At 46.4% G+C, this 20,187-nt stretch carries 20 protein-coding genes and 1 tRNA gene; 1 reads left to right on the top strand and 20 read right to left on the bottom strand.

Annotated features, from left to right (window positions below):
* Positions 1–256: 256 nt before the first annotated feature.
* From dnaB to rpsF, 17 genes are all read right to left on the bottom strand, one after another.
* Positions 257–1,621, bottom strand: a complete 1,365-nt coding sequence (dnaB, locus tag OHJ21_RS28185; RefSeq protein WP_071219350.1) for a replicative DNA helicase — start codon at positions 1,619–1,621, stop codon at positions 257–259.
* 1 nt (position 1,622) lies between these two features.
* Complete coding sequence (gene rplI / locus OHJ21_RS28180) at positions 1,623–2,066, bottom strand: 50S ribosomal protein L9 (protein ID WP_071219349.1); 444 nt, start codon at positions 2,064–2,066, stop codon at positions 1,623–1,625.
* Positions 2,063–4,063, bottom strand: a complete 2,001-nt coding sequence (locus OHJ21_RS28175; protein ID WP_100541316.1) for a DHH family phosphoesterase — start codon at positions 4,061–4,063, stop codon at positions 2,063–2,065. Before OHJ21_RS28175 ends, rplI begins: the two co-directional genes overlap by 4 nt.
* An 11-nt stretch (positions 4,064–4,074) precedes the next feature.
* Positions 4,075–5,001, bottom strand: coding sequence for a DUF2232 domain-containing protein (locus OHJ21_RS28170; protein WP_326118484.1), 927 nt, complete (start codon positions 4,999–5,001; stop codon positions 4,075–4,077).
* Positions 4,998–5,300 carry a MazG-like family protein gene (locus tag OHJ21_RS28165; protein ID WP_174819218.1) on the bottom strand — a complete coding sequence of 101 codons (303 nt, stop codon included), beginning with the start codon at positions 5,298–5,300 and terminating at the stop codon, positions 4,998–5,000. Before OHJ21_RS28165 ends, OHJ21_RS28170 begins: the two co-directional genes overlap by 4 nt.
* A gap of 264 nt (positions 5,301–5,564) precedes the next feature.
* On the bottom strand, positions 5,565–5,999 hold the full coding sequence (locus OHJ21_RS28160; RefSeq protein ID WP_100541318.1) for a CBS domain-containing protein: 435 nt from the start codon (positions 5,997–5,999) through the stop codon (positions 5,565–5,567).
* Positions 6,000–6,222: 223 nt separating this feature from the next.
* Entirely contained in the window at positions 6,223–7,209 is a 987-nt protein-coding gene (locus OHJ21_RS28155) for an LCP family protein (RefSeq protein ID WP_127592766.1), read from the bottom strand.
* 240 nt (positions 7,210–7,449) lie between these two features.
* Positions 7,450–8,421, bottom strand: coding sequence for a D-alanyl-D-alanine carboxypeptidase family protein (locus tag OHJ21_RS28150; RefSeq protein WP_486021738.1), 972 nt, complete (start codon positions 8,419–8,421; stop codon positions 7,450–7,452).
* Positions 8,422–8,641: 220 nt separating this feature from the next.
* A complete protein-coding gene (locus OHJ21_RS28145; protein ID WP_100541321.1) occupies positions 8,642–9,607 on the bottom strand; it encodes an ABC transporter ATP-binding protein in 966 nt (321 codons plus the stop codon).
* Positions 9,607–10,581, bottom strand: coding sequence for an ABC transporter ATP-binding protein (locus OHJ21_RS28140; RefSeq protein WP_100541322.1), 975 nt, complete (start codon positions 10,579–10,581; stop codon positions 9,607–9,609). The genes OHJ21_RS28145 and OHJ21_RS28140 overlap by 1 nt, the downstream gene beginning before the upstream one ends.
* An 11-nt stretch (positions 10,582–10,592) precedes the next feature.
* Positions 10,593–11,516, bottom strand: a complete 924-nt coding sequence (gene opp4C, locus OHJ21_RS28135; RefSeq protein ID WP_100541323.1) for an oligopeptide ABC transporter permease — start codon at positions 11,514–11,516, stop codon at positions 10,593–10,595.
* Between the two features lie 12 nt (positions 11,517–11,528).
* A complete protein-coding gene (locus OHJ21_RS28130; RefSeq protein WP_100541324.1) occupies positions 11,529–12,491 on the bottom strand; it encodes an ABC transporter permease in 963 nt (320 codons plus the stop codon).
* Positions 12,492–12,557: 66 nt separating this feature from the next.
* The gene (locus tag OHJ21_RS28125; protein WP_100541325.1) at positions 12,558–14,321 is read right to left on the bottom strand and encodes an ABC transporter substrate-binding protein; all 1,764 of its coding nucleotides are present in this window, start codon (positions 14,319–14,321) and stop codon (positions 12,558–12,560) included.
* A 726-nt stretch (positions 14,322–15,047) separates the two neighbouring features.
* On the bottom strand, positions 15,048–15,722 hold the full coding sequence (locus tag OHJ21_RS28120; RefSeq protein WP_100541326.1) for an SOS response-associated peptidase: 675 nt from the start codon (positions 15,720–15,722) through the stop codon (positions 15,048–15,050).
* A gap of 827 nt (positions 15,723–16,549) precedes the next feature.
* On the bottom strand, positions 16,550–16,822 hold the full coding sequence (gene rpsR / locus OHJ21_RS28115; protein WP_006207333.1) for a 30S ribosomal protein S18: 273 nt from the start codon (positions 16,820–16,822) through the stop codon (positions 16,550–16,552).
* Between the two features lie 21 nt (positions 16,823–16,843).
* The gene (ssb, locus tag OHJ21_RS28110) at positions 16,844–17,338 is read right to left on the bottom strand and encodes a single-stranded DNA-binding protein (protein ID WP_071219337.1); all 495 of its coding nucleotides are present in this window, start codon (positions 17,336–17,338) and stop codon (positions 16,844–16,846) included.
* 48 nt (positions 17,339–17,386) lie between these two features.
* On the bottom strand, positions 17,387–17,671 hold the full coding sequence (gene rpsF / locus OHJ21_RS28105; protein WP_009591503.1) for a 30S ribosomal protein S6: 285 nt from the start codon (positions 17,669–17,671) through the stop codon (positions 17,387–17,389).
* A gap of 238 nt (positions 17,672–17,909) precedes the next feature.
* Here rpsF and OHJ21_RS28100 point away from each other — a divergent pair, with 238 nt between their 5' ends.
* Positions 17,910–18,104: a YjzC family protein gene (locus OHJ21_RS28100; protein WP_071219336.1), complete on the top strand. Its 195-nt coding sequence runs from the start codon at positions 17,910–17,912 to the stop codon at positions 18,102–18,104.
* Positions 18,105–18,673: 569 nt separating this feature from the next.
* Here OHJ21_RS28100 and OHJ21_RS28095 read toward each other — a convergent pair.
* The 3 genes from OHJ21_RS28095 to OHJ21_RS28085 all read right to left on the bottom strand — a co-directional run bounded on the left by OHJ21_RS28095 (position 18,674) and on the right by OHJ21_RS28085 (position 20,186).
* A tRNA-Ser gene (locus OHJ21_RS28095) sits at positions 18,674–18,764 on the bottom strand.
* 236 nt (positions 18,765–19,000) lie between these two features.
* Positions 19,001–19,222 (bottom strand): DUF951 domain-containing protein, encoded by a 222-nt coding sequence (locus tag OHJ21_RS28090; protein ID WP_071219319.1) that lies wholly within the window; start codon positions 19,220–19,222, stop codon positions 19,001–19,003.
* A 67-nt stretch (positions 19,223–19,289) separates the two neighbouring features.
* A complete protein-coding gene (locus OHJ21_RS28085; RefSeq protein WP_100541327.1) occupies positions 19,290–20,186 on the bottom strand; it encodes a mechanosensitive ion channel family protein in 897 nt (298 codons plus the stop codon).
* Position 20,187 lies beyond the last annotated feature (1 nt).

The following is a 20,187-nucleotide window of genomic DNA, read 5'->3' as shown; positions in this document are numbered from 1 at the left end:
AATGATTGCAGCATTATTCGGGGAATCTCCATAAGAAAACGACTGTCGACGTACTTTCTCAGAAGAGAGACCGCGGTTAGAGGTAGTTTTTCTTGCGATATCAGGAAGGCCCAAGCTTCGAGGTTTATACTTGATATCTTAAGAAATGCCCTTAACTTACAGCCAGCGGCAGGTATCTGCCTGATCTCCGAACTTTGTTAAAGAAGCCTCGTATTTCGTTAAGACACCCTAGAATCGCGGCTAATCTGTATCGTCGTCATCCAGCAGCGAAGGCGTCGGCATGCGTTCGCTCGTAATTGACGAATTTATTAAAGTTCTTCAAAAAGACCAGTTCCACGGTGCCTACAGGACCATTACGCTGTTTGGCAATGATGATCTCGATGATGTTCTTCTTCTCGGTTTCCTGATTGTAATAATCATCCCGGTATAAGAACGCAACGATATCGGCATCCTGCTCGATCGAACCGGATTCCCGAAGGTCACTCATCATCGGACGCTTATCCTGACGCTGCTCCACGCCCCGGCTGAGCTGTGACAGCGCAATAACCGGCACTTCGAGCTCACGGGCGATTTGTTTAAGCGTACGCGAGATCTCGGATACCTCCTGCTGCCGGTTCTCCCCGGCCTTGCCGCGTCCATGAATGAGCTGGAGGTAATCGATCAGGATCATGCCGAGCCCCTTCTCCTTCTTCAGACGACGACACTTCGCACGAATATCAGCAACCGTTACGCCCGGTGTATCATCAATGTAAATCTCAGCTTCCGACAGAGCGGCAATGCCCATCGTCAGCTTGGACCAATCCTCATCACCTTTGAAATCCCCGTTACGCATGACGCCGGCATCCAGGTTAGCCTCAGCACAGATCATACGCTGTACGAGCTGCGGCGCCGACATCTCCAGACTGAAGATAGCTACGGTTTCCTTGGCACGAATCGCCACGTTCTGGGCAATATTCAATGCAAATGCGGTTTTACCTACGGAAGGACGGGCAGCTACGATGATCAAGTCGTTGCGCTGGAATCCGCTTGTCATTTTGTCCAAGTCCACGAACCCGGATGGAATTCCCGTTGTGTTCCCCCGGTTCTGATGGAGAACCTCCACCTTCTCGAACACTTCCATCAGCACATCGCGGATCGCAATAAATCCGCTGCCTGTGCGTCGATTGGAAATCTCGAGAATGCGGCGCTCCGCCTCGCTGAGCATACCGGATACATCTTCCCCTCCGGTATATCCTTCACTGACAATTTGTGTTGCGGTTCGAATCAACCGCCGCAGCATCGATTTCTCTTCGATGATCTGGGCGTAATAATCTACGTTCGCAGCCGTCGGGACCGCATGAGCCAGCTTGGCTAAATAGCTGACGCCTCCGACCTCTTCCAGCTGCCCTTTATCTTGCAGGAGAGATGTAAGGGTCACCAGATCGATCGGTTGATTGCCTTCCCCGAGCTGCACCATAACTTCATAGATCATCTGATGCGTTTTGTCGTAGAAGTCCTCGGCCTGCACCCGCTCCATCGCTGTAATCAGCGCTTCACTTTGCAGCAGAATGGCACCCAGCACCGCCTGCTCTGCCTCAAGGTTCTGCGGGGGGACCCGATCGAAATAGAGTTCTCCTCCCATATTACTCCTCCGTAATTTGAACCTTGAGCGTCGCCTTGACGTCAGGGTGCAGCTTCACCGGAATCTGGGTAACACCCAGACTGCGGATCGGATCGCTAAGTTCAATTTTGCGTTTGTCGATTTTGATCTTCTGTCCTGCCAGAGCTTCAGCAATTTGCTTGCTGGTGATGGCCCCGAACAAACGGCCGCCCTCTCCAGCTTTAGCTTTCAGGACAACCGTCATCTCTTCCAGCTTTTTGCCGAGCGCCTGCGCCTCTTCCTTCTCCTGAGCCTTACGCTTCTCCTCGGAAGCCTGCTGCTGCTCCAGCGTCTTCATGTTGCCGTCGGTTGCCGGACGAGCGACTCCCCGCGGAATCAGGAAGTTCGTTGCGTATCCTTCCGAAACTTCCTTCACTTCGCCTTTCTTGCCTTGACCCTTCATATCTTTTATGAAAATGACTTTCATTCAAATAACCCCTCTTTCGCTTCGATGTCCTTCAGTACTTCCATCAACTTCTCCTCGGCTTTCTCAGGCGTCGTATCCAGTTGTACTGCGGCGTTCGTTAAATGTCCGCCTCCCCCGAGACGTTCCATAATCATCTGAACATTCATCTTGCCCATGGAGCGGGCGCTAATGCCAATCTTGCCGTCTGTGCGTTCGCTAATAACAAACGATGCCTGCACATCCGTCATATTCAGCAGCATATCCGCTACTTGAGCGATCAATAGCTGCGGCATGGGCTCCCCGCTCTTCGATACCGCAATGGCGATATGGTCATATACCATTTTAGCATGTTTCACGATTTCTGCCTTCGCTATAAATTCTGTCAGATCTTCCTTGAGCACCCGCTGAATCATCATCGTATCGGCTCCGTGACGCCGCAGGAATCCGGCAGCCTCAAACGTTCTCGAACCCGTGTGGAGGGCAAAATGCTTGGTGTCCACCGTGATCCCCGCCAATAAAGCCGTCGCCTCAACCGGCGTAAGGGATACCCGTTCATGAATATACTGCAGCACCTCCGTAACCAGCTCGCAGGTTGAAGAGGCATACGGTTCAAGATAGATCAGCACTGCGTCGTTAATAAACTCTTCCCCGCGTCGGTGATGATCCATCACAACGACCCGGCTTGCACGATGAACCAGCCGCGGCTCCATCGTCATGGAGGCTTTATGCGTATCCACAACAACGAGCAGTGTATGCTCTGTCATCATCTGCATCGCTTGTTCGGTGGAGATGAATCGGTTCATCAAGGCTTCGTCCTTCCGGACCTCTTCCATAAGCCTCGAAATGGACGGATTCATTCCCTCCATCACGATATAAGCCTCCACTTTATACATCTGGGCTGCCTTCAGCACGCCGATTGCAGCGCCGACCACGTCCATATCCGGCAGCTTATGGCCCATAATGATCACTTTGTCGCTCTCCTGCATCAAATCACGCAGCGCATGGGAGATGACGCGTGCTCTTACGCGCGTTCGTTTCTCCACGGCATTGGATTTACCGCCATAGAAAGAGAGCCTCTGACCCGCTTTGACAGCCGCCTGATCTCCGCCGCGGCCCAGCGCCATATCCAAACTGGATTGGGCCAGCTGCCCCAGCTCCGTAATGTCGTCTGAACCGAAAGCAAGACCAACGCTTAGCGTTAACGGTACCTTCAGATCCGCCGTCATCTCCCGGACCTCATCCAAGATGAGAAAACGGCTGTTCTCCAGTGCATCGAGCGACCTGTGGTTCAGCATCATCAAATAGCGGTCTGAGGAAAGTCTCCGCAAATAGACGTTAAATTCACGCGCCCAATCGGTGATCTCACTGGTTACCTTCGCAATCAATGCCGTCCGCTGTTGATCATCCATCCCCTGCGAGGCCTCATCGATGTTATCCATCATGATAATGCCCAAGGCCAATCGCTCATCCTCATACCGCTGCCTCAGCACGGCCAGCTCGGTAATCTCATCCAGATAGATCAGTCGCTCATCCGGAATGACCGTTGCTCCATAGAACTTATCCTCGTGGGAGATCTCCAGACGAATTTCCTTCGGCAGCTTCTCCTTGTTATCCTTCTTCTCTTGAGCTTCCCTTATCGCTACAACCAGTTGGGGAAACAACTCCTGTAAGGAGACGCCGACCAACGACTGATGCGGAAACATATTGACCACGAATTGGTTATGCCACTCCACTGTCTTGTCCTCGCTGTACAGCACAATGCCAAATGGCAGCACGCTGACCGCTTCGCCCTCTACCCGCTGAATTCGAAATGACAGATCTCCAATGTAATCCACCAGCTCGCGGCGGAATTTCATCTCCGTCTTCAGCATCGCATAGCCGCCTACCACCGCAAGCAGCAGCCCGACCAGCCCCAGAATGGTATTGTAGAACGACAGAAAAATAACAAGCAGAAGCACCAGCGCAAACGCCCAGACGGTATGATAGCCGTGCCAGCGCTTCTGCAGAAATTTAGGCATGACTCATCACCCTATCTTTTGGTTTTACTAAACGCCTGACGAAGTGGAAACGCCAAGTCCAGGATTCCGATAATCATAGCCGGCGGGAACAGCACAATCGGTATAGCCGTCAAAAGCGGTACAATCGGATGCCACTTCCGTTCGTGAGCGAGATAGTAGAAGAACCCCAGCGCTTGGATCATGAAGCAGATCTGCAGCAAAGGCGTGGCGTTTGCCACAATCATTTTCATGAAGGTATTGTCCGAATTGACGGTTGCCATGTTGATGAAAAAAATGAGCAAGTAGTACCAGATCAGGGAACGCGGCAGCATCCATTCTCTAGCCGGCTTCAGCCGCGGCACGGACAAGCCCATGCTGCCCAGTGTAGGACGAGCCAAAGCATGGGTTACCACCGTCATAAGGAACGAACTGATAATCATCGCAAATGGAACCAGGCGCATCGTTTGATCTTTAATGAACTGTGTATCGAGTTCGGTGCCAAGGAACTGTCCTCCCAGACCTCCTTCTACACCCATCTCAGTGAGCGGAGCGGTCGTCATCTTCACAATCTCATCCACATACTCCGACAGATTTAATTGGAAGAAGGCTGTGCTGATCATGAGCAGAAGGAGCATTTCCACCAGCATGACAGCCATGCCGTACTTCAATACCTGCATGGCTGCCTTCCGCTTCCGGTACAAATACCCCATGACAATTCCCGGAACGGCAAAATAGATCGCAAATAACACATAAATGGGATGAATCAGAAGCGCGATCAGCCATACCGGCACCACATGCATGATAAATGATTTTGTATTCAAAGCCGTAAACAGAATCGCAACCGGCAGAACTAACAAGAAAGCCGTTACGATCGAAAAGGGTGTGAGTAGTGATAGCAGCAGAAGCAAATAAATAACGCTCCATACCGCCGTGGTCCAGCGCAGTTTCAATATGTTCACCTCTTACGCAAATGTTCTTCGAGCGCGGAAATATCCTGGTACCAATCTTCCAGCTGATGTCCTTCCTGCTTATGCTTTTTCAATTTCTCTAACAAGAGATCATCCAAATCCCGATAGGTCAAGCCGAGCCTTCGGCCCAGTATGTATGAGCTCATCATCAGGCTTACCAAACTGTCTCCAACCTTTGTAGTGCTGCCTTCCCATAGAGCTTTGAATAACCGGGATACATTGTCAATTACTTCGGTTTTGAGCCATTCAATCACTTTGGCGCGTTTAGCTACATCCAAGTCCTTCGGCATATTTGGCATATCCATCTCTCCCTGAAAACAGCTTTATTCTCCATTATAGCATAAAAAAAAGCCGCCCACACAAAGGCCCAGTGCCCCCTGTCCATCCTTAGTCCCAGTAGGCAAACGATAACCCACCTTCTCTTTGTACTCCAATCGGACCCCGCTTATTCCTCCCCGCTCTTGCACTGCTGCCTCACTTCTACAAAAATAGGGCGTGTTATCCACATTGTGATCGTGGTCCCACGCCCTTGATTATTTTACAAGCCTACTTGATTATGATGCACCGTGGGACTCCACCGTCTCCTTGGAGACAAATCGTTCACAGTACTCAATAATGAGGCTTCTGCGTACAATGCCGATAAAGCGGTTCATATCGTCCACCACAGGCACAAAGTTCTGCACCTTGGCCAGATTAATCAGATCCTCCATCCGGGCGTCAATCGACACCGGCTTGATGTCCATACGAAAAGGAACATCCTTCAACAAAAATTTCGAAGCGTTCTCAAAAGTGATTTTGCCTTCTGAATTCTTCATGTGCCACAACAGATCACCTTCCGTGACAGTCCCTGCATACTGGCCGTTCTTATCCAGTACGGGCACGGCCGTATATCGGTGAAACTCCATCCGTTCCAGCGTCTGCCTGAGCGTAGAATCCAGTGTTAAACAGATCACTTCCTGCTTGGGTAATAGAAAAAAAGCGATATTCATAATGCATTATCCTCCTTATGACTCCAACTTCTGAAGTCATGTTAAGTAACCTTCCTGATTTAAAGCCTAGGTATGCAGGTTACTCCTTCCCCTATCCATACTCATACATACGTTAACTTCGTCGTTCTGATTCCTTGTATAGGGCACAAAATCAGCAGCCATCCGACTGCTGATTGAGATGAAGCAACGTACTATGACATCATCCGGGTGGACCGGTGTTTATTTATTTCAACTTTTGCTTCTCAGCATCTTTGGGCTGCAGCAGCTGGTCAGCCGGTGTATCCGGGTTCATCCAGCTGTCAATCAAATCCCGGGCCTCCTGCACGTCTTCCATGTCAGGCTCATTGTAATAGACGCCGCCAATTTTCATGCCTTCCCCCATGATCGTATAGCTGGTCATATCCACTTTGCCCCCGGTTAGCATCTGCTTTGCCAGGTCAATAATGAACTTAGGCTGCATATCGGTCTGGAAATTATCTCCCATGATCTCAATCAATTCAGGCACCTTGCCGATCTGATCAAGCTTCATCACCCGCTTGGCCGCTACGTCCAAAAACACTTGCTGTCTCTTCGCACGATTAAAGTCGCTATCTTCTCGATAACGGACATAATTCAAAGCTTCCTCGCCGTTATAAATCGGTTTGTTGGCTTCAATCGTGAATTTCTCATGGTCTCTGCCTTTATTGACGATATCCTTGCCGATCGGCAGCTCCACGCCCCCAATGGCATCAACAACATCCTTCAAGCCCTGAAAATTAATGGAAGCATAATAATCAAGCTCTTCTTCGAAAAATGCCTCCATCGTATCTTTGGCCATTTGATGACCGCCAAATGCAAACGCGTGGTTAATCTTGTCTTTCTTGTCCTTACCGATAATATCGACATACGTGTCCCTTGGAACCGAAATTAAGAGCACTTTGGACTCCATGGGGCGTACAACCGCATAGATCAGCGTGTCCGAACGCGCAGGTTCATCCTCCCGCTGGTCGCTCCCGAGCAGCATAACCGAGAACGGCTCGCTCTGGAGCACGACAGGTTCGGGTGTCTTGTCGCTTTGGAGCGGTTTATACGATTTCTGCAATGATTCCTCTACATCCTTTGCCATGAACAGATCAAATGCTACAACCGCTAGCTGCGTTCTGAACAGAAACGCGGTTGAGCCAAGCAGTATGACCAAAGCGAGAGTAATATATATTGATTTCCTCTTCATGAGTTCAATTCCTTCTTTATTATAAAATAAATTAATGGATAAGTCAGATCGTTAAAGGTCCTTGCTTGCACCCCAAGCTACTTGGCTCACCCTCCTTCCTTATTAAACGGGAACTCCTCCCGTTGACTCACTTCATATCAGTAGGCCAGTTTCACACATCATCTATTGTAAACCAGATTATTGTCAAATGTGAACCCTTCACGGGCAGTTCTATAAATCTACCAAATCTTCATCGATCCGCTAAACAGGTCTCTTATCACGCGTAATCGTGGCTGAGATTCCCGAATATTGAAACCAGTCATCCAGCCGCTCTTTCCATGTTAACGTTTTAGCGAATCCGTAGTCAAACAGCTTGCGTGTCTCTTCAAATCTTGCTTCTTTGGACTCAGTACCCATGACTACGGCAACAAGCCGACTGCCTTGTTTCTCCGCGGTACCCGTGAAACAGTATCCTGCATTCACCGTGTACCCTGCCTTTAATCCATCGGTGCCTTCATAGGAATAAGGGCCCCCTAGCGATGGCAGCATCCAATTGGTGTTGCTTAAATATAAATTCCGTCCACTTATCTTCGTTTGAGTCTTGCTGGAGGTGCTTAGAATATCGGGGTGGCTTCGAATCAAATGCGCAGCCAGTTTGGCTGTATCCTCTGCGGTCATCACCGTTTCTTCATCCGTTGTCCAGACTTGATCGTTGGCTGTGTCTCGCTCGACTCCCGACGCGTTTACGAATCGTGTCGCGCTGGATAAACCAATCTCTTTGGCCTTGGCATTCATCTTCCGGACAAACGCTTCCTCGGAGCCCGCAAAATGCTCGGCAAGTGCTACGGCGGCATCATTCGCCGAATACACCGTTATGCTCTGGAACAATTCGCGCACCGTCAAAATTTCGCCCGATTTCAGGGAAATCTTAACCCCTCTGACGTCCGCTGCGAGATCGCTTATTATGACTTCATCGTCCCAGGATCTCTTCCCGGTTTTGATATCATCCAGAATAACCAACTCGGTCATCAGCTTTGACATGCTTGCAGGCGGTAAGGGGATATCGCCATTTTTGCTAAGCAAAATACGCCCGGTGTTTAAATCCATTAAGACAACCGCTCGCGCGTCCACCTTCGGCTTAAACCCCGCTCGTTCTATATTTCCTATGACAACCGCCACAATCGGGACGATCATTAACAACATCATGACCAACCAAAGCCACCGTTTTTTCATAGAATTAGCCCTCCATAGTTATAGACGGTTGAAAGGGGCATTTGGTCTGCTTTTTTTTGAATTTATCGTATAGAAATTTTTGTAAAACAAAACGAATGTGCCCGGAAAACGAAAAAGACCTCCAACCGTCCGCAGACGATAGGAAGTCCTTCTATGAATGTGTAAATCTTCTAATCATCACGCTAATTGCTGTCAGAAAACCTAGATTTGAAGAGTCTTATTAAGCGTAGTGACAAGCAACAAAGTGATTATTGCCTACATCGCGGTATTCCGGCACTTGCTGTTTGCACAGGTCTGAAGCCAGCGGACAGCGAGTATGGAACTTGCACCCGGATGGCGGGTTCGCCGGGCTTGGGATGTCGCCTTTCAGTACGATCCGATCGCGCTTCAGCGTTGGGTCCGGTACCGGCACGGCAGACAGCAATGCTTTCGTATACGGATGCAGCGGGTTGCGGAACAGCTCTTCCTTGCTTGCCAATTCTACCATCGATCCCAGATACATTACCCCAATTCGGTTGCACAAATGCTCTACAACACTGAGATCATGAGAAATGAACAAGTAAGTCAGCTGCTTCTCGCGCTGCAAATCACTCAGCAGGTTAATGATTTGCGCTTGAATCGATACGTCCAATGCAGATACCGGCTCATCCGCTACGATAAAGTCGGGATTCAGAATCAACGCGCGGGCAATCCCGATCCGTTGACGCTGACCGCCGGAAAATTCATGTGGATACCGATCGTAATGATAGGCGGCAAGGCCGCAAATTTCCAGTGTTTCAATCACGCGGTCTTTCAATTCTCTACGATTAACTAACCCATGGTCAATGAGTGCTTCGCCGATGGCTTCGCCCACTTTGATTCTTGGGTTCAGTGAGCTGAATGGATCCTGGAACACGATCTGCATCTTCGGACGCAGGGCACGCATTTTCTCTTTGGATAATGTATGGATATCCTGACCATTAAAGATAACTTTACCTTCCGTTTTCTCCAACAAACGGAGAATGGTACGACCTATCGTACTTTTGCCGCAGCCGGATTCGCCTACAAGCCCAAAGGATTCCCCTTTATTGATGGTAAAGCTGACTCCGTCAACGGCTCTTACATTACCCACCGTCCGCTGCAATATGCCACCGGTGATGGGAAAGTATTTCTTCAAACCATCAATTTCAATCAATGCTTGACTCATTATGCTTTCCCCTCCTCTTCATACAACCAGCAGGCGACCTTGTGGCCGTTAGGATCCGTGCCGAGCGGAGGTGTCTTCTCTCTACAAATCTGCATGCACGATTCACAGCGATCATGGAAATGACAGTTGTCTCCAAGATCTACCGGATTGGGTACCTGTCCCGGAATCGAATACAGACGTTCTTGAGTCTGGTTAATGATGGGCTTAGCTTTCAAAAGTCCTTTGGTATATGGATGCTTCGGCTGCTTGAAGAGCTCAATGACCGGGGCTTCTTCAATGACTTTTCCTGCATACATAACAACAACATAATCCGCCATCTCCGCTACGACCCCCAGGTCATGCGTAATCAGCATAATGGATGTATTCAGCTTCCCCTTGATGTCGCGCATCAAATCCAAAATTTGGGCCTGAATCGTAACATCAAGTGCTGTTGTTGGCTCGTCAGCAATCAGAAGCTTGGGATTACAGCTGAGTGCGATCGCGATCATAATCCGTTGGCGCATACCGCCGCTGAGCTCATGCGGATAGGAGTCGAAAATCTTCTCCGCACGCGGTATTCCTACCAGATTAATGAGGTCGATGGCACGTTTTTTAGCTTCTTTACGGTCTACGAGCTGATGCAGCAGAATCGGCTCTACAATCTGTTCCCCGATCGTTAATACCGGGTTCAGTGAGGTCATGGGCTCCTGGAAGATCATGGCGATATCGTTACCACGGATCAAGCTCATCTCACGCTTGCTCATCTTCAGCAGGTCCTTGCCTTCATACAGAATTTCTCCTCCTACAGGAGGTGTATCAATTAAACGCATAAGTGACATGGCTGTCACGCTTTTACCACAGCCCGATTCACCGACCACGCACAGTGTTTCACCTTCACGGATTTTGAAGCTTACATCGTCGACGGCTTTTACGGTTCCTGCGGAGGTTTGAAAATGCGTTTTTAAATTGCGGAATTCAACTAATTCTTTTGCCATATTCGCATCTCCTACTTCTTCATTTTCGGGTCAAGTGCGTCGCGAAGCCCGTCACCGATCAAGTTGATCGCAACTACGGTAATCAGAATACACATGCCTGGCGGTATCCATAACCATGGTCTCTTCCGGAAATCAATCAAGTTGTTTGCCGCAGAAATCATGTTTCCCCAGGATGGTGTTGGTGGAACTACCCCGATGCCTAGGAAACTCAGCGCCGATTCATACAGGATAGCCCCTGCTACACCAAGCGTTGCAGATACAATGATGATTGGAATCGTATTAGGAAGCAGATGGCGGAAGATTTTTCGGCGATCTTTAAGTCCCAAGGCTTCCGTTGCTTGCATAAACTCCTGTTCGCGAAGCGTTAAGATTTGACCACGTACGAGACGTGAAATACCGCTCCAACCCAATATACCGATGATGAGCATCAAGAAATAAATGCGGTCTGAAGGTTCTACCTTCAAGTCAGACAATACCGCACCCAAGATGATCAGAATCGGAAGGCTCGGCAAAGCCATGAATACGTCGGCAATACGCATAATCAATGTATCTACCCATCTGCGATAAAAACCGGCCAATGCGCCAAGCGTCGCTCCAATAATAACGGAAATACCTGTCGCTACCAGTCCTACTGTGAGGGAAATCCTGCCTGCAAGCATCATCCGCAGGAGAATATCGCGCCCCAGTTTATCCGTTCCTAACCAATATTTCGAGCTTGGAGGCAAATTCTTATCAGCCACACTGTAATCAAATAGGGAATAAGGTGAAAAGACCGGGCCAATAAAACATAGCAAAAACATAAATACAATTATGAAAAGTCCGATGACAGCAAGACGGTTTCTGGAAAAACGGCGAATGGCCATTCTCCATGGAGAATCCGGCTGCTTCTTCGATACTGGTAGATTCGTTTTTAATGGTGCAGCCTCTGCGGACAAATGAATCTCCTCCTACTTTAAGCGAATTCTTGGGTCAGCGGCGCCATACAGGACATCAGATAACAAGTTACCGAGCAATGTCAATACGGAGATGAATATCGTGAAGCCGAGCATAAACGGATAATCCCGCATACTGATCGATTCCAGATATACCTGACCAACCCCAGGCCAAATGAATATCTTTTCCAAGATGATGGCTCCACCAAATAAGCTTGGCAATTCGAAGCCCATCAAAGTGATCGCAGGAAGCATTGCATTACGCAAAGCATGCTTGAAAATAACCGTACGTTCTTTTAAGCCCTTTGCACGTGCTGTCCGGATGTAATCCTGGCGGATAACCTCCAGCATGCTTGTACGGAAATACCGCGTCAAGCTGCCCGTGCTGAGCATTGTAAGTACAGTTACTGGCAAGAACATATGCCATGCGATGTCAATCAGTTGCTGCCATGTGTTTCCATTCAAGCCTGATGTTTTCATACTACCAACCGGGAACCATCCTAAATCCAAGGCAAAAATCTTGATGAGAAGGAGTCCGATAAAGAAAGAAGGCAGTGACATACACAAAAAGATAAATAAGGTTACGATCTTATCAAACAAAGAATACTGAAATTTAGCCGAGAATACCCCAGCAAAGATAGCGATTATCCAGCTTAATATCAACGAAAAAATAGCAATAAAAAAAGAGTTCCATACATAGTTACCCATAACGGTGGTAACCGGTTGTTTGTGCTGAAGGGAATCTCCGAGATTGCCCTTTAACATATTGCCAGCCCATGTAAAGTAACGCTCTACCGGCGGCTTATCCAAACCATAAATTTCCCGAAGCTGAGCTGCTTTCTCAGCAGTCATCGTCGGGTTATCCATTGCAGTGATATAATCACCTGGCACCATTGCTGATATTGCAAATATGAGAATCGAGATCCCGATCATTGTCGGGATAATCTGCAGCAGCCTCCGGATAATGTACTGCTTCATAATATTCCTCCCGGCTTATAAGTGGATATGCCCAGCTCTTGCGAGCTGAGCATATGTTTCCTGCTGTTATTGTTCAAGTTCGACTTTGTAAAGATCAATTACGAAGTCTTTATATGGAGTAATTTCCATACCATTAACTCGGCTGTTGATACCCCACATATCACGTCTTTGGTAAATCGGGAGATCCGGAACGTCTTGATTCAGCACTTGATATGCTTCTGCATATGCTGCTTTACGCTCTTCAAGATCGAAGGCTTTCAGACCTTTATCCATTGCTGCATCATAAGCAGGATTGGAGTATCCGATATCATTTTGCTGTCCATCCGTACGGTATACCGTGGATTCTGGATCCGGAGTCAAGCCCCATGCAGCAAAGAACATTTCGAAATCGCCTTTATCCTTCTTATCCATGATCGCATTGAAGTCTAATGTTTCTGCAACGATCTTAATGCCAAGCTCTTGGTAGTTCTGATTCATTACCGGAATCAAAGCATCTACAACCGGGTTATCAGCTGTTGCAGAGAAGTGAATCTCAAATTTCTGGCCGTCTTTTTCACGGATGCCATCAGCACCTGGAACCCAGCCTGCTTCATCAAGAAGCTGCTTCGCTTTCTCGATGTCGAATTCATGTGCGTCGATACCTTCAGTAGTGTATGCCCATGATACATTCGACTGTGGAATGTTGATTACGTTAGCATAAGGACCATAGATAATTTCAACGATTTCTGCACGGTTCAAACCGTATAATAATGCTTGACGAACTTTCGCATCTTGGAACTTAGGATTTTTATGGTTCATGGCAACATAACCGTACCCATTGGTTGGGAAGATGTTGATATCCAAGAAGCCCATGGATTTCAACTCTTCTACGGTATCTTCGTTAACGGTAACCATATCCATATCGATTTCACCGGATTGGAACATGGCCAATTTAGTTTCATCAGTAGTTGTTTTGTAAATTACGTTTTTGATTTTCGGAGCCCCCAGGAAGTAGTTCGGGTTAGCTTCCAATACAACCTCTTGACCAGGAGCGAAGCTCTTCAGTACATACTGACCACTACCGATTGGTTTAGTATGCAGGTTCTTCATGTACTCCAGGTTGCCTTGTTTGTAATCTTTACCGTAGTATGCTTCTGGTACGAAAGAAATGTCTCCCAGAGAATCCTTCGTCATAGCGTTTGCTTCAGTTACTTCAATCTCAATGGTGTGGTCATCGATAACTTTAACACCAGAGATGTCCGTTGCTTTACCATCATGATACTCTTGACCACCTTTTACATGTGTCGAGAAGATATCAGATTGACCGTCATAGCTAGCATCATGAAGAACTTTCATCGCAAATGCATAATCTTTTACTGTTACAGGTGTGCCATCAGAATAAGTTACACCCTGTTTCAATTTAAACGTATACTTTAATTTATCCTCGGAAACTTCAACGCTTTCTGCCAAACGGTTCGAATACGTTCCATCACCGTTCAACGTGAAGAAAGAATCAAAAATTGCTTCTACAACATATTTATCATATGCTGTTTGCCAGAAGAACGGGTTGAAAACACCTTTTGGTGAAGTCATACCAACGATCAGTGTATCTTTACGATTTTTAGCAGCTGTTGGATTCTTAGATGGATCTGCTGCTTCGAAATAACCTTGGCTTTCATCTCCAGTTTCAGCAGGCGGTTCTGTAGTATCTTTGTCGCCTTCAGCTGGTGGTGTTTGTTCCGTTTGCTCCCCTTGACTTGGCTGTTCTGCTGTTTCTCCGCCTCCACATGCTGCCAATACCGTCATGGCCAAAAGCATGATTGCAAGCAGGAGTGACATTCTTTTCTTCATGCGAATCCTCCTCTTAAAAAATGTTGTTGCATTATAAATTATCAGGACGAATATTGAAATCATCCTTAAATAATTTCGAACAGAATTCTTGTTCTCTAGGATGTCATTGCATGATGTGAAATAAATTGAAAGTTTTACAGAAAATATACCATTGGTCAATTAGTGCCAAAGTCTCTAGCAAAATCTTCTTGCCTATAAAATTAATGTTATGATACGTGTAAATTTAGGTAACGTCAATTACTTTTTTTCGTTTTTCTCAAAAATCATGTTTTTAACGTCATTTTCGAGGTTAATAATTAAGTTTATCTCCGTTGGATATCCTTAGTTTACTGAAAATGTATGTAATATCAAGATTTATTTACAATTTATAGCTATATTCGTTCATAGTTTTGCAGTGTTTATGTAATATTAAATCACATTTACTTCGGAGTTCAATTTTTTCTGTTAATTTTTTTGTCTACTAGGTAATGTATATGTTATTTAATTTAACACAACTTGGGTTTGTCTACCCTGAATACAACTAGGAACCATTTTTATGTAATATATTTTCCTTGCGATATGCTTCAATTCGTTATTAGATGACGCAGATTTATGGATCTACTTTTTCATAGTTTAGGCTCCTACAGCGTTAAAGCTTAAAAAAAGCAACCCTGGACTGTGATCCGGATTGCTTTTGCGTTAAATTCCATGTCAGATAAATCAACCTTGCTCTTTCATACTTGCGAACTATAGATTCTTTACCCAAGCGAGTTTTAAATCCATCTCTTCAATGCACTGCTGATGATCATGTGTATCATCAGCCACTAACGGCGTGACCGGATACATTCGCATCTCTCCGCGGTACGTATGAAGCAGCGGATGAACCGCATGTCTTCCTTGGATTTCCGGATCCAGCCACTTTGCCATATTTTCCTCAGACAAAATCGCCGGCATTCGTGTCTCGAACTCTCGAATCGCTTCATTGGCCTCTGTCATTAGAACCGTACATGTTCTCATTTCATTTCCTCTTGCATCTCGCCATGTCTCGTATAGACCGGCCATACCAAATATTTCATGATCTCCGATAACGGTCCGTACCGCATAACTCCGTTTGCCAACCGTTCTCCAGTAATATAAACCGTTACATGGGATCACACAGCGCCTTGTGTCAATCGCTCTACGGTAAGTGGGATTTTGATCAACCGTAGTAATATCAGCATTGACCGCATCTTTCCCCCAATAGGGCACTAGCCCCCACCGATACTCGTCGAGCACCCGCTCTCCCTGTTCCTGTACAATGACCGGCATGGTTTGAGTAGGGCTAATGTTGTATCGGCTTTTGTAGTAATACATTACCCGATTGATGCCAAAGCGTTGATTCACTTCATCGATCCCAGCGGACAGCGAGAATCGTCTGCACATACAACTACCTCCTTTTTCCTTTATCGTTTGGATAATGGAGGTGGAATATGCATAATAAGACTAACAACATGGAGCTTCCACTACTTGTACGCTTGTATCTCTGGAGTGGACATCATAAAATTGAAAGATTTCTGCAATTTTTATGTAATCACATTATTAAATTTTCTTTAGCGCTCTGACGTAGCCATCTTCTTATATTCTGTTTGTATACGATAGACATCTTCTTCGATCAGGCAAGCTTGAGAACTGCCTATAATCCTCTCTTTGGTAAGGCACCATTTTGATGGTACTTTATTTTCAATTTTGAGATCATTCCAGCTCTCATTTAATGAGCCGATACGTACCTATATATAATAGAAGAAATTTTTTCGGATAGCTTCTTTTCGTCTTCATCATCGTATTTCTATACCTTACAAGAGGAACTCCAATATGTTTAAAATTGTATTGTTTACAATAGACACTGTCCGTTTGAAGCAGACATGATTTCAAGGCTTTAAAACTGGAAAGCTTTACACCAGGCTTGTGTTTGTCGGTAGCTACTTTTCCTTCACAGTGTACACTCAGGGGAGACATGATTCTTCTGTGGAGACATTATATATCCCAACATTTGGATGATCACAAGTCATCCCGAAATGAATAATTTCCACATCAAGAGTATTGAGCTTTATACCTGTGAGGAACTCTTGGATTGTTACACTGGTAAGACTCTCGTCACTAAGAACTCATCCTAACATCCTACCCTACCCTTACCGTAATCAGGCTAGACTCTTCAATAATAAAAAAGCGGTCCAGCCTACAATTAGGCTGGACCGCTCTGACACAAATGATTACTCAGTTGTGTATGGAAGCAATGCGATTTGACGGGAGCGTTTGATCGCAATCGTCAGGGCGCGCTGATATTTAGCGCTAGTACCTGTTACACGACGAGGCAAGATTTTTCCGCGCTCGCTGATGAATTTCTTGAGCAGGTCTGTATCTTTATAGTCAATGTGAGTAATTTTGTTCACAGTGAAGAAACATACTTTACGACGCTTGTTGCGGCCGCCGCGGCGTGCCGGTCTTTTGTCGTTGTCTCCGCCTTCTCTTTGTTTAAAAGCCATGTGTTGTCAGTCCTTTCCGTATTAAAATGGCAAATCATCATCCGAAATATCGATCGGTTTTCCTTCATCGGAAAAAGGATCCTGATTGTTGTTTCGCGAGTAGTTATTGTTCCCACGGTTTCCGCCACTGCTATTGCTGTTGCTTCCTCCGCTAAACGATGATTCCTCACGATTTCCTCCGCCACCGCTTGTTTCACGGTTTGACTCCAAGAAGCGAACATTATCGGCAATGACTTCGGTGACGTATACACGCTTACCTTCGTTATTCTCGTAATTCCGCACTTGAATGCGCCCTTCTACAGCCGTCAGACGGCCTTTACGCAGATAGTTTGCACATGTCTCCGCAAGCTGTCTCCAGGTCACGACCGGAATGAAATCCGCTTCGCGCTCCCCGCCTTGTCCAGTAAACGGACGATCGACAGCAAGTGTAAATTGCGTTACAGCAACACCTGAAGGAGTATAGCGCAGCTCGGGATCCTTAGTCAGTCGGCCAATCAAAATGACACGGTTCAACAATCCAATCCCCTCCTTAGAACGAAATCAATTACAAAGTTTTTTTACGTATTAAGCAACGTCGTTCGTGATGAGATAACGAATAACTTCGTCAGAAATCTTCATGAGACGCTCAAGTTCAGCTACAACTTCAGGTGTTGCGTTGAAGTTTACCAGAACGTAGACGCCATCACGGAATTTCTTGATCTCATACGCAAGACGGCGTTTACCCATTACGTCATGCTTTGTAATTTCTCCGCCGTTGGAGATGATGCCTTGGAATTTATCGACTGCAGCTTGAACAGCTTCTTGTTCAATGTCAGGACGAATAATGTACATCACTTCATATTTGCGCATATGTTTCACCTCCTTATGGACTTCGGCCCTCAATCTCTGTTGAGAGCAAGGAGCGAGTCTAACTCGCACCATAATACTATATCAGAACGGGTGATCGGATGCAAGTTTCTTTTCGATGCTGAATATGCCCTCTTCCCTTTATTACCGCGCTTTTCTCACTTTCCCTGCGATGATTTGGTGTCCAATGGCGCATGATAATACATGCAGTCCATCCATCATAATGAGGAGGAATTCCACAATGGGAGAACAGTCCGAATTTCGTGCAGGTGACAAAGCTCCGAACAACGGCATTTATATGGAAGTTGGCGTCAGAGACCATATCATGGGCATCGAAAACCCGCGTCAAATTAAAATGAGCAAGGGTGATACCTTTCCTGAAACCCAAAATGACGATCGTGTATGGTTAAACAAGCGCCGAGTGCAGCCTAAGTAATCGCCTGAGTGATTAGCCCCAGGAGCTTTGTAGATCGTGACTACTGCATCCTATGCGAACGGTACGTAGTCAGGGTATTGCTTGAATAACCAACGACCAAGCCATGAATACTAAATGTTTAATATTGGGATTTTTTCACAGTTAAATTAGCATGTATACAAATGCACCTTTAGGCGCACATTATAATCAGGCGGTGCATGAGAGAGGTGTGGTTCCGTTGAACGTTGCAGCAGAACGACGCATGAGGTTTCTGATCGTCACACGGATTGCAAGCTGAGGAAATGAGCCGAATGCTTGACCTCTTGGACAAGTGAAGCTATTGACAAGGTTCGCAGAAGTGCTGATAAAATGATTCCAATTCACAAGCACCGCCTACCCAGAAAGAAGGGCCCAATCGGGCCCTTCTTTTTCGTTTAAATGCTCAGGACGAACTAATTTTGTTACAACGAAAAACACCCTCTGCAGGTCGTCTGCATCAGGGTGTTTTATTCAAAGGCGCTATACATCTTAACGCCTAACTTATGTATCTACATCGTTTATATCCATAACAGCGGAACTTTAACGATTGGTGGCGGAAAGGGTGGGATTCGAACCCACGCACGCCTTGCGACGCCTAGCTGATTTCGAGTCAGCCCCCTTGGGCCTCTTGGGTACCTTTCCACAGCAGAATTGATTATATCATGGAAACGTTATCTGGTCAATAGCTTGCCTTCAATCCCGCTATGCCGGGATTATTGGCTCCGTTAGCGCTCGATTTCCCTTCAAGCCTGCAAGATCTCTCCGATGTATCGGTATTCGTTAATAGAACGGATGATTCGTCTTGCATAACTTATAATCTCAAGCAACGTTCAACGACACGAGCCTTCCCGAATGGGGAGTTTTTTAGGGAGGAGATATTACGGTGTATCCCCTGCCCCTTCCGTCTCCTGAGCCGAACGCAATACCTTCTTCATATTCTTCTCAAACTTTACACGGGGGATCAACACGCTATGCTGACACTTGGTACATTTGATCCGAATATCCATCCCCATGCGAATAATCTCCATCTCATTATTTCCACAAGGATGAGGCTTCTTCATCTGAACGATATCCCCTAACTGAAATACCTTGCGCTCCATGGCTATCGCTCCCTTTTACTTCTATCACTTCTTCTATCTATTATATATCATTGGATTACCAATTAGATCAACCCTGAACGCGTTCTTGTCCCATTTCCCGTGCTTCAATAGCCTGTTTGATATCCGTAAAAATCTGGCGCTCCACGTGTTCCCTTGCATTCGGATTACATTCCGCCACAATACGAACAACATATTCGGAAGTACTCAATGACTGGATTCCTAACACATCCGGAGTCCGCTGTACCTCTGGGCAACGGTCCATGATTCCCGTTAGGGCTGCTTGAATTAGCGTTATCGTATCCTTCACCTGCTGATCGTTCTTTACCGGTAGATCTACAATGGCTAATGAGTTGGAAAGGGAATAATTTGTGACGCTGGTTATCATCCCATTCGGAATAATATAGGTCTCCCCATTCAATCCCTTTACACGCGATGTGCGAAGCCCGATCATTTCGACAGTTCCCCGGTACTCACCACTCTTGATTACATCACCTACTGCAAACTGATCCTCAAATATAATGAAGAATCCGGTGATAACGTCCTTCACTAAACTCTGTGCACCAAAACCTATTGCAAGCCCAAGCACCCCGGCACCGGCTAACAGCGGTCCTAACTTGAAGTTGAACTCTGAAAGAATGATCAAAATCATAACAAAGTTGCACACAACGGAGGTTACATTTTTTAATAACTCCCCTACCGTGACAAAACGTCTTGAGTTCACTTGAATTCGGCTCTTCTCCTGCCTAAGAAGAAACTGATCAATCATTTTATACACAACCCGTATCACAATACGCGTCAGAATAAAAATGATGATAACCCGAATGCCGGACGACAGGATATGCATCCACATCTCTTCATTCGTTAACCATCCCCAAACTTTATCTTTCAATCCCTCAGCCTCCTTAGCGAATCCCACTAAATCCACATCATCTGCATCCTCTGATAAGTAACCAAAGCCCCTCATC

Origin of the sequence: Virgibacillus sp. LDC1 (assembly GCF_025792345.1) — a bacterium.
In the GTDB taxonomy this organism is placed as follows: Bacteria; Bacillota; Bacilli; order Paenibacillales; family Paenibacillaceae; genus Paenibacillus_AQ; species Paenibacillus_AQ lautus.
This window is presented reverse-complemented; position numbering and strand designations above follow the sequence as displayed.

Excerpts from the sequence above, each read along its gene's own strand:
- dnaB (WP_071219350.1), bottom strand. The coding sequence starts at position 1,621 with ATGGGAGGAGAACTCTATTTCGATCGGGTCCCCCCGCAGAACCTTGAG.
- rplI (WP_071219349.1), bottom strand. The coding sequence starts at position 2,066 with ATGAAAGTCATTTTCATAAAAGATATGAAGGGTCAAGGCAAGAAAGGC.
- OHJ21_RS28175 (WP_100541316.1), bottom strand. The coding sequence starts at position 4,063 with ATGCCTAAATTTCTGCAGAAGCGCTGGCACGGCTATCATACCGTCTGG.
- OHJ21_RS28165 (WP_174819218.1), bottom strand. The coding sequence starts at position 5,300 with ATGCCGAAGGACTTGGATGTAGCTAAACGCGCCAAAGTGATTGAATGG.
- OHJ21_RS28160 (WP_100541318.1), bottom strand. The coding sequence starts at position 5,999 with ATGAATATCGCTTTTTTTCTATTACCCAAGCAGGAAGTGATCTGTTTA.
- OHJ21_RS28155 (WP_127592766.1), bottom strand. The coding sequence starts at position 7,209 with ATGAAGAGGAAATCAATATATATTACTCTCGCTTTGGTCATACTGCTT.
- OHJ21_RS28150 (WP_486021738.1), bottom strand. The coding sequence starts at position 8,421 with ATGAAAAAACGGTGGCTTTGGTTGGTCATGATGTTGTTAATGATCGTC.
- OHJ21_RS28145 (WP_100541321.1), bottom strand. The coding sequence starts at position 9,607 with ATGAGTCAAGCATTGATTGAAATTGATGGTTTGAAGAAATACTTTCCC.
- OHJ21_RS28140 (WP_100541322.1), bottom strand. The coding sequence starts at position 10,581 with ATGGCAAAAGAATTAGTTGAATTCCGCAATTTAAAAACGCATTTTCAA.
- OHJ21_RS28130 (WP_100541324.1), bottom strand. The coding sequence starts at position 12,491 with ATGAAGCAGTACATTATCCGGAGGCTGCTGCAGATTATCCCGACAATG.
- OHJ21_RS28125 (WP_100541325.1), bottom strand. The coding sequence starts at position 14,321 with ATGAAGAAAAGAATGTCACTCCTGCTTGCAATCATGCTTTTGGCCATG.
- OHJ21_RS28120 (WP_100541326.1), bottom strand. The coding sequence starts at position 15,722 with ATGTGCAGACGATTCTCGCTGTCCGCTGGGATCGATGAAGTGAATCAA.
- rpsR (WP_006207333.1), bottom strand. The coding sequence starts at position 16,822 with ATGGCTTTTAAACAAAGAGAAGGCGGAGACAACGACAAAAGACCGGCA.
- rpsF (WP_009591503.1), bottom strand. The coding sequence starts at position 17,671 with ATGCGCAAATATGAAGTGATGTACATTATTCGTCCTGACATTGAACAA.
- OHJ21_RS28100 (WP_071219336.1), top strand. The coding sequence starts at position 17,910 with ATGGGAGAACAGTCCGAATTTCGTGCAGGTGACAAAGCTCCGAACAAC.
- OHJ21_RS28090 (WP_071219319.1), bottom strand. The coding sequence starts at position 19,222 with ATGGAGCGCAAGGTATTTCAGTTAGGGGATATCGTTCAGATGAAGAAG.
- OHJ21_RS28085 (WP_100541327.1), bottom strand. The coding sequence starts at position 20,186 with ATGAGGGGCTTTGGTTACTTATCAGAGGATGCAGATGATGTGGATTTA.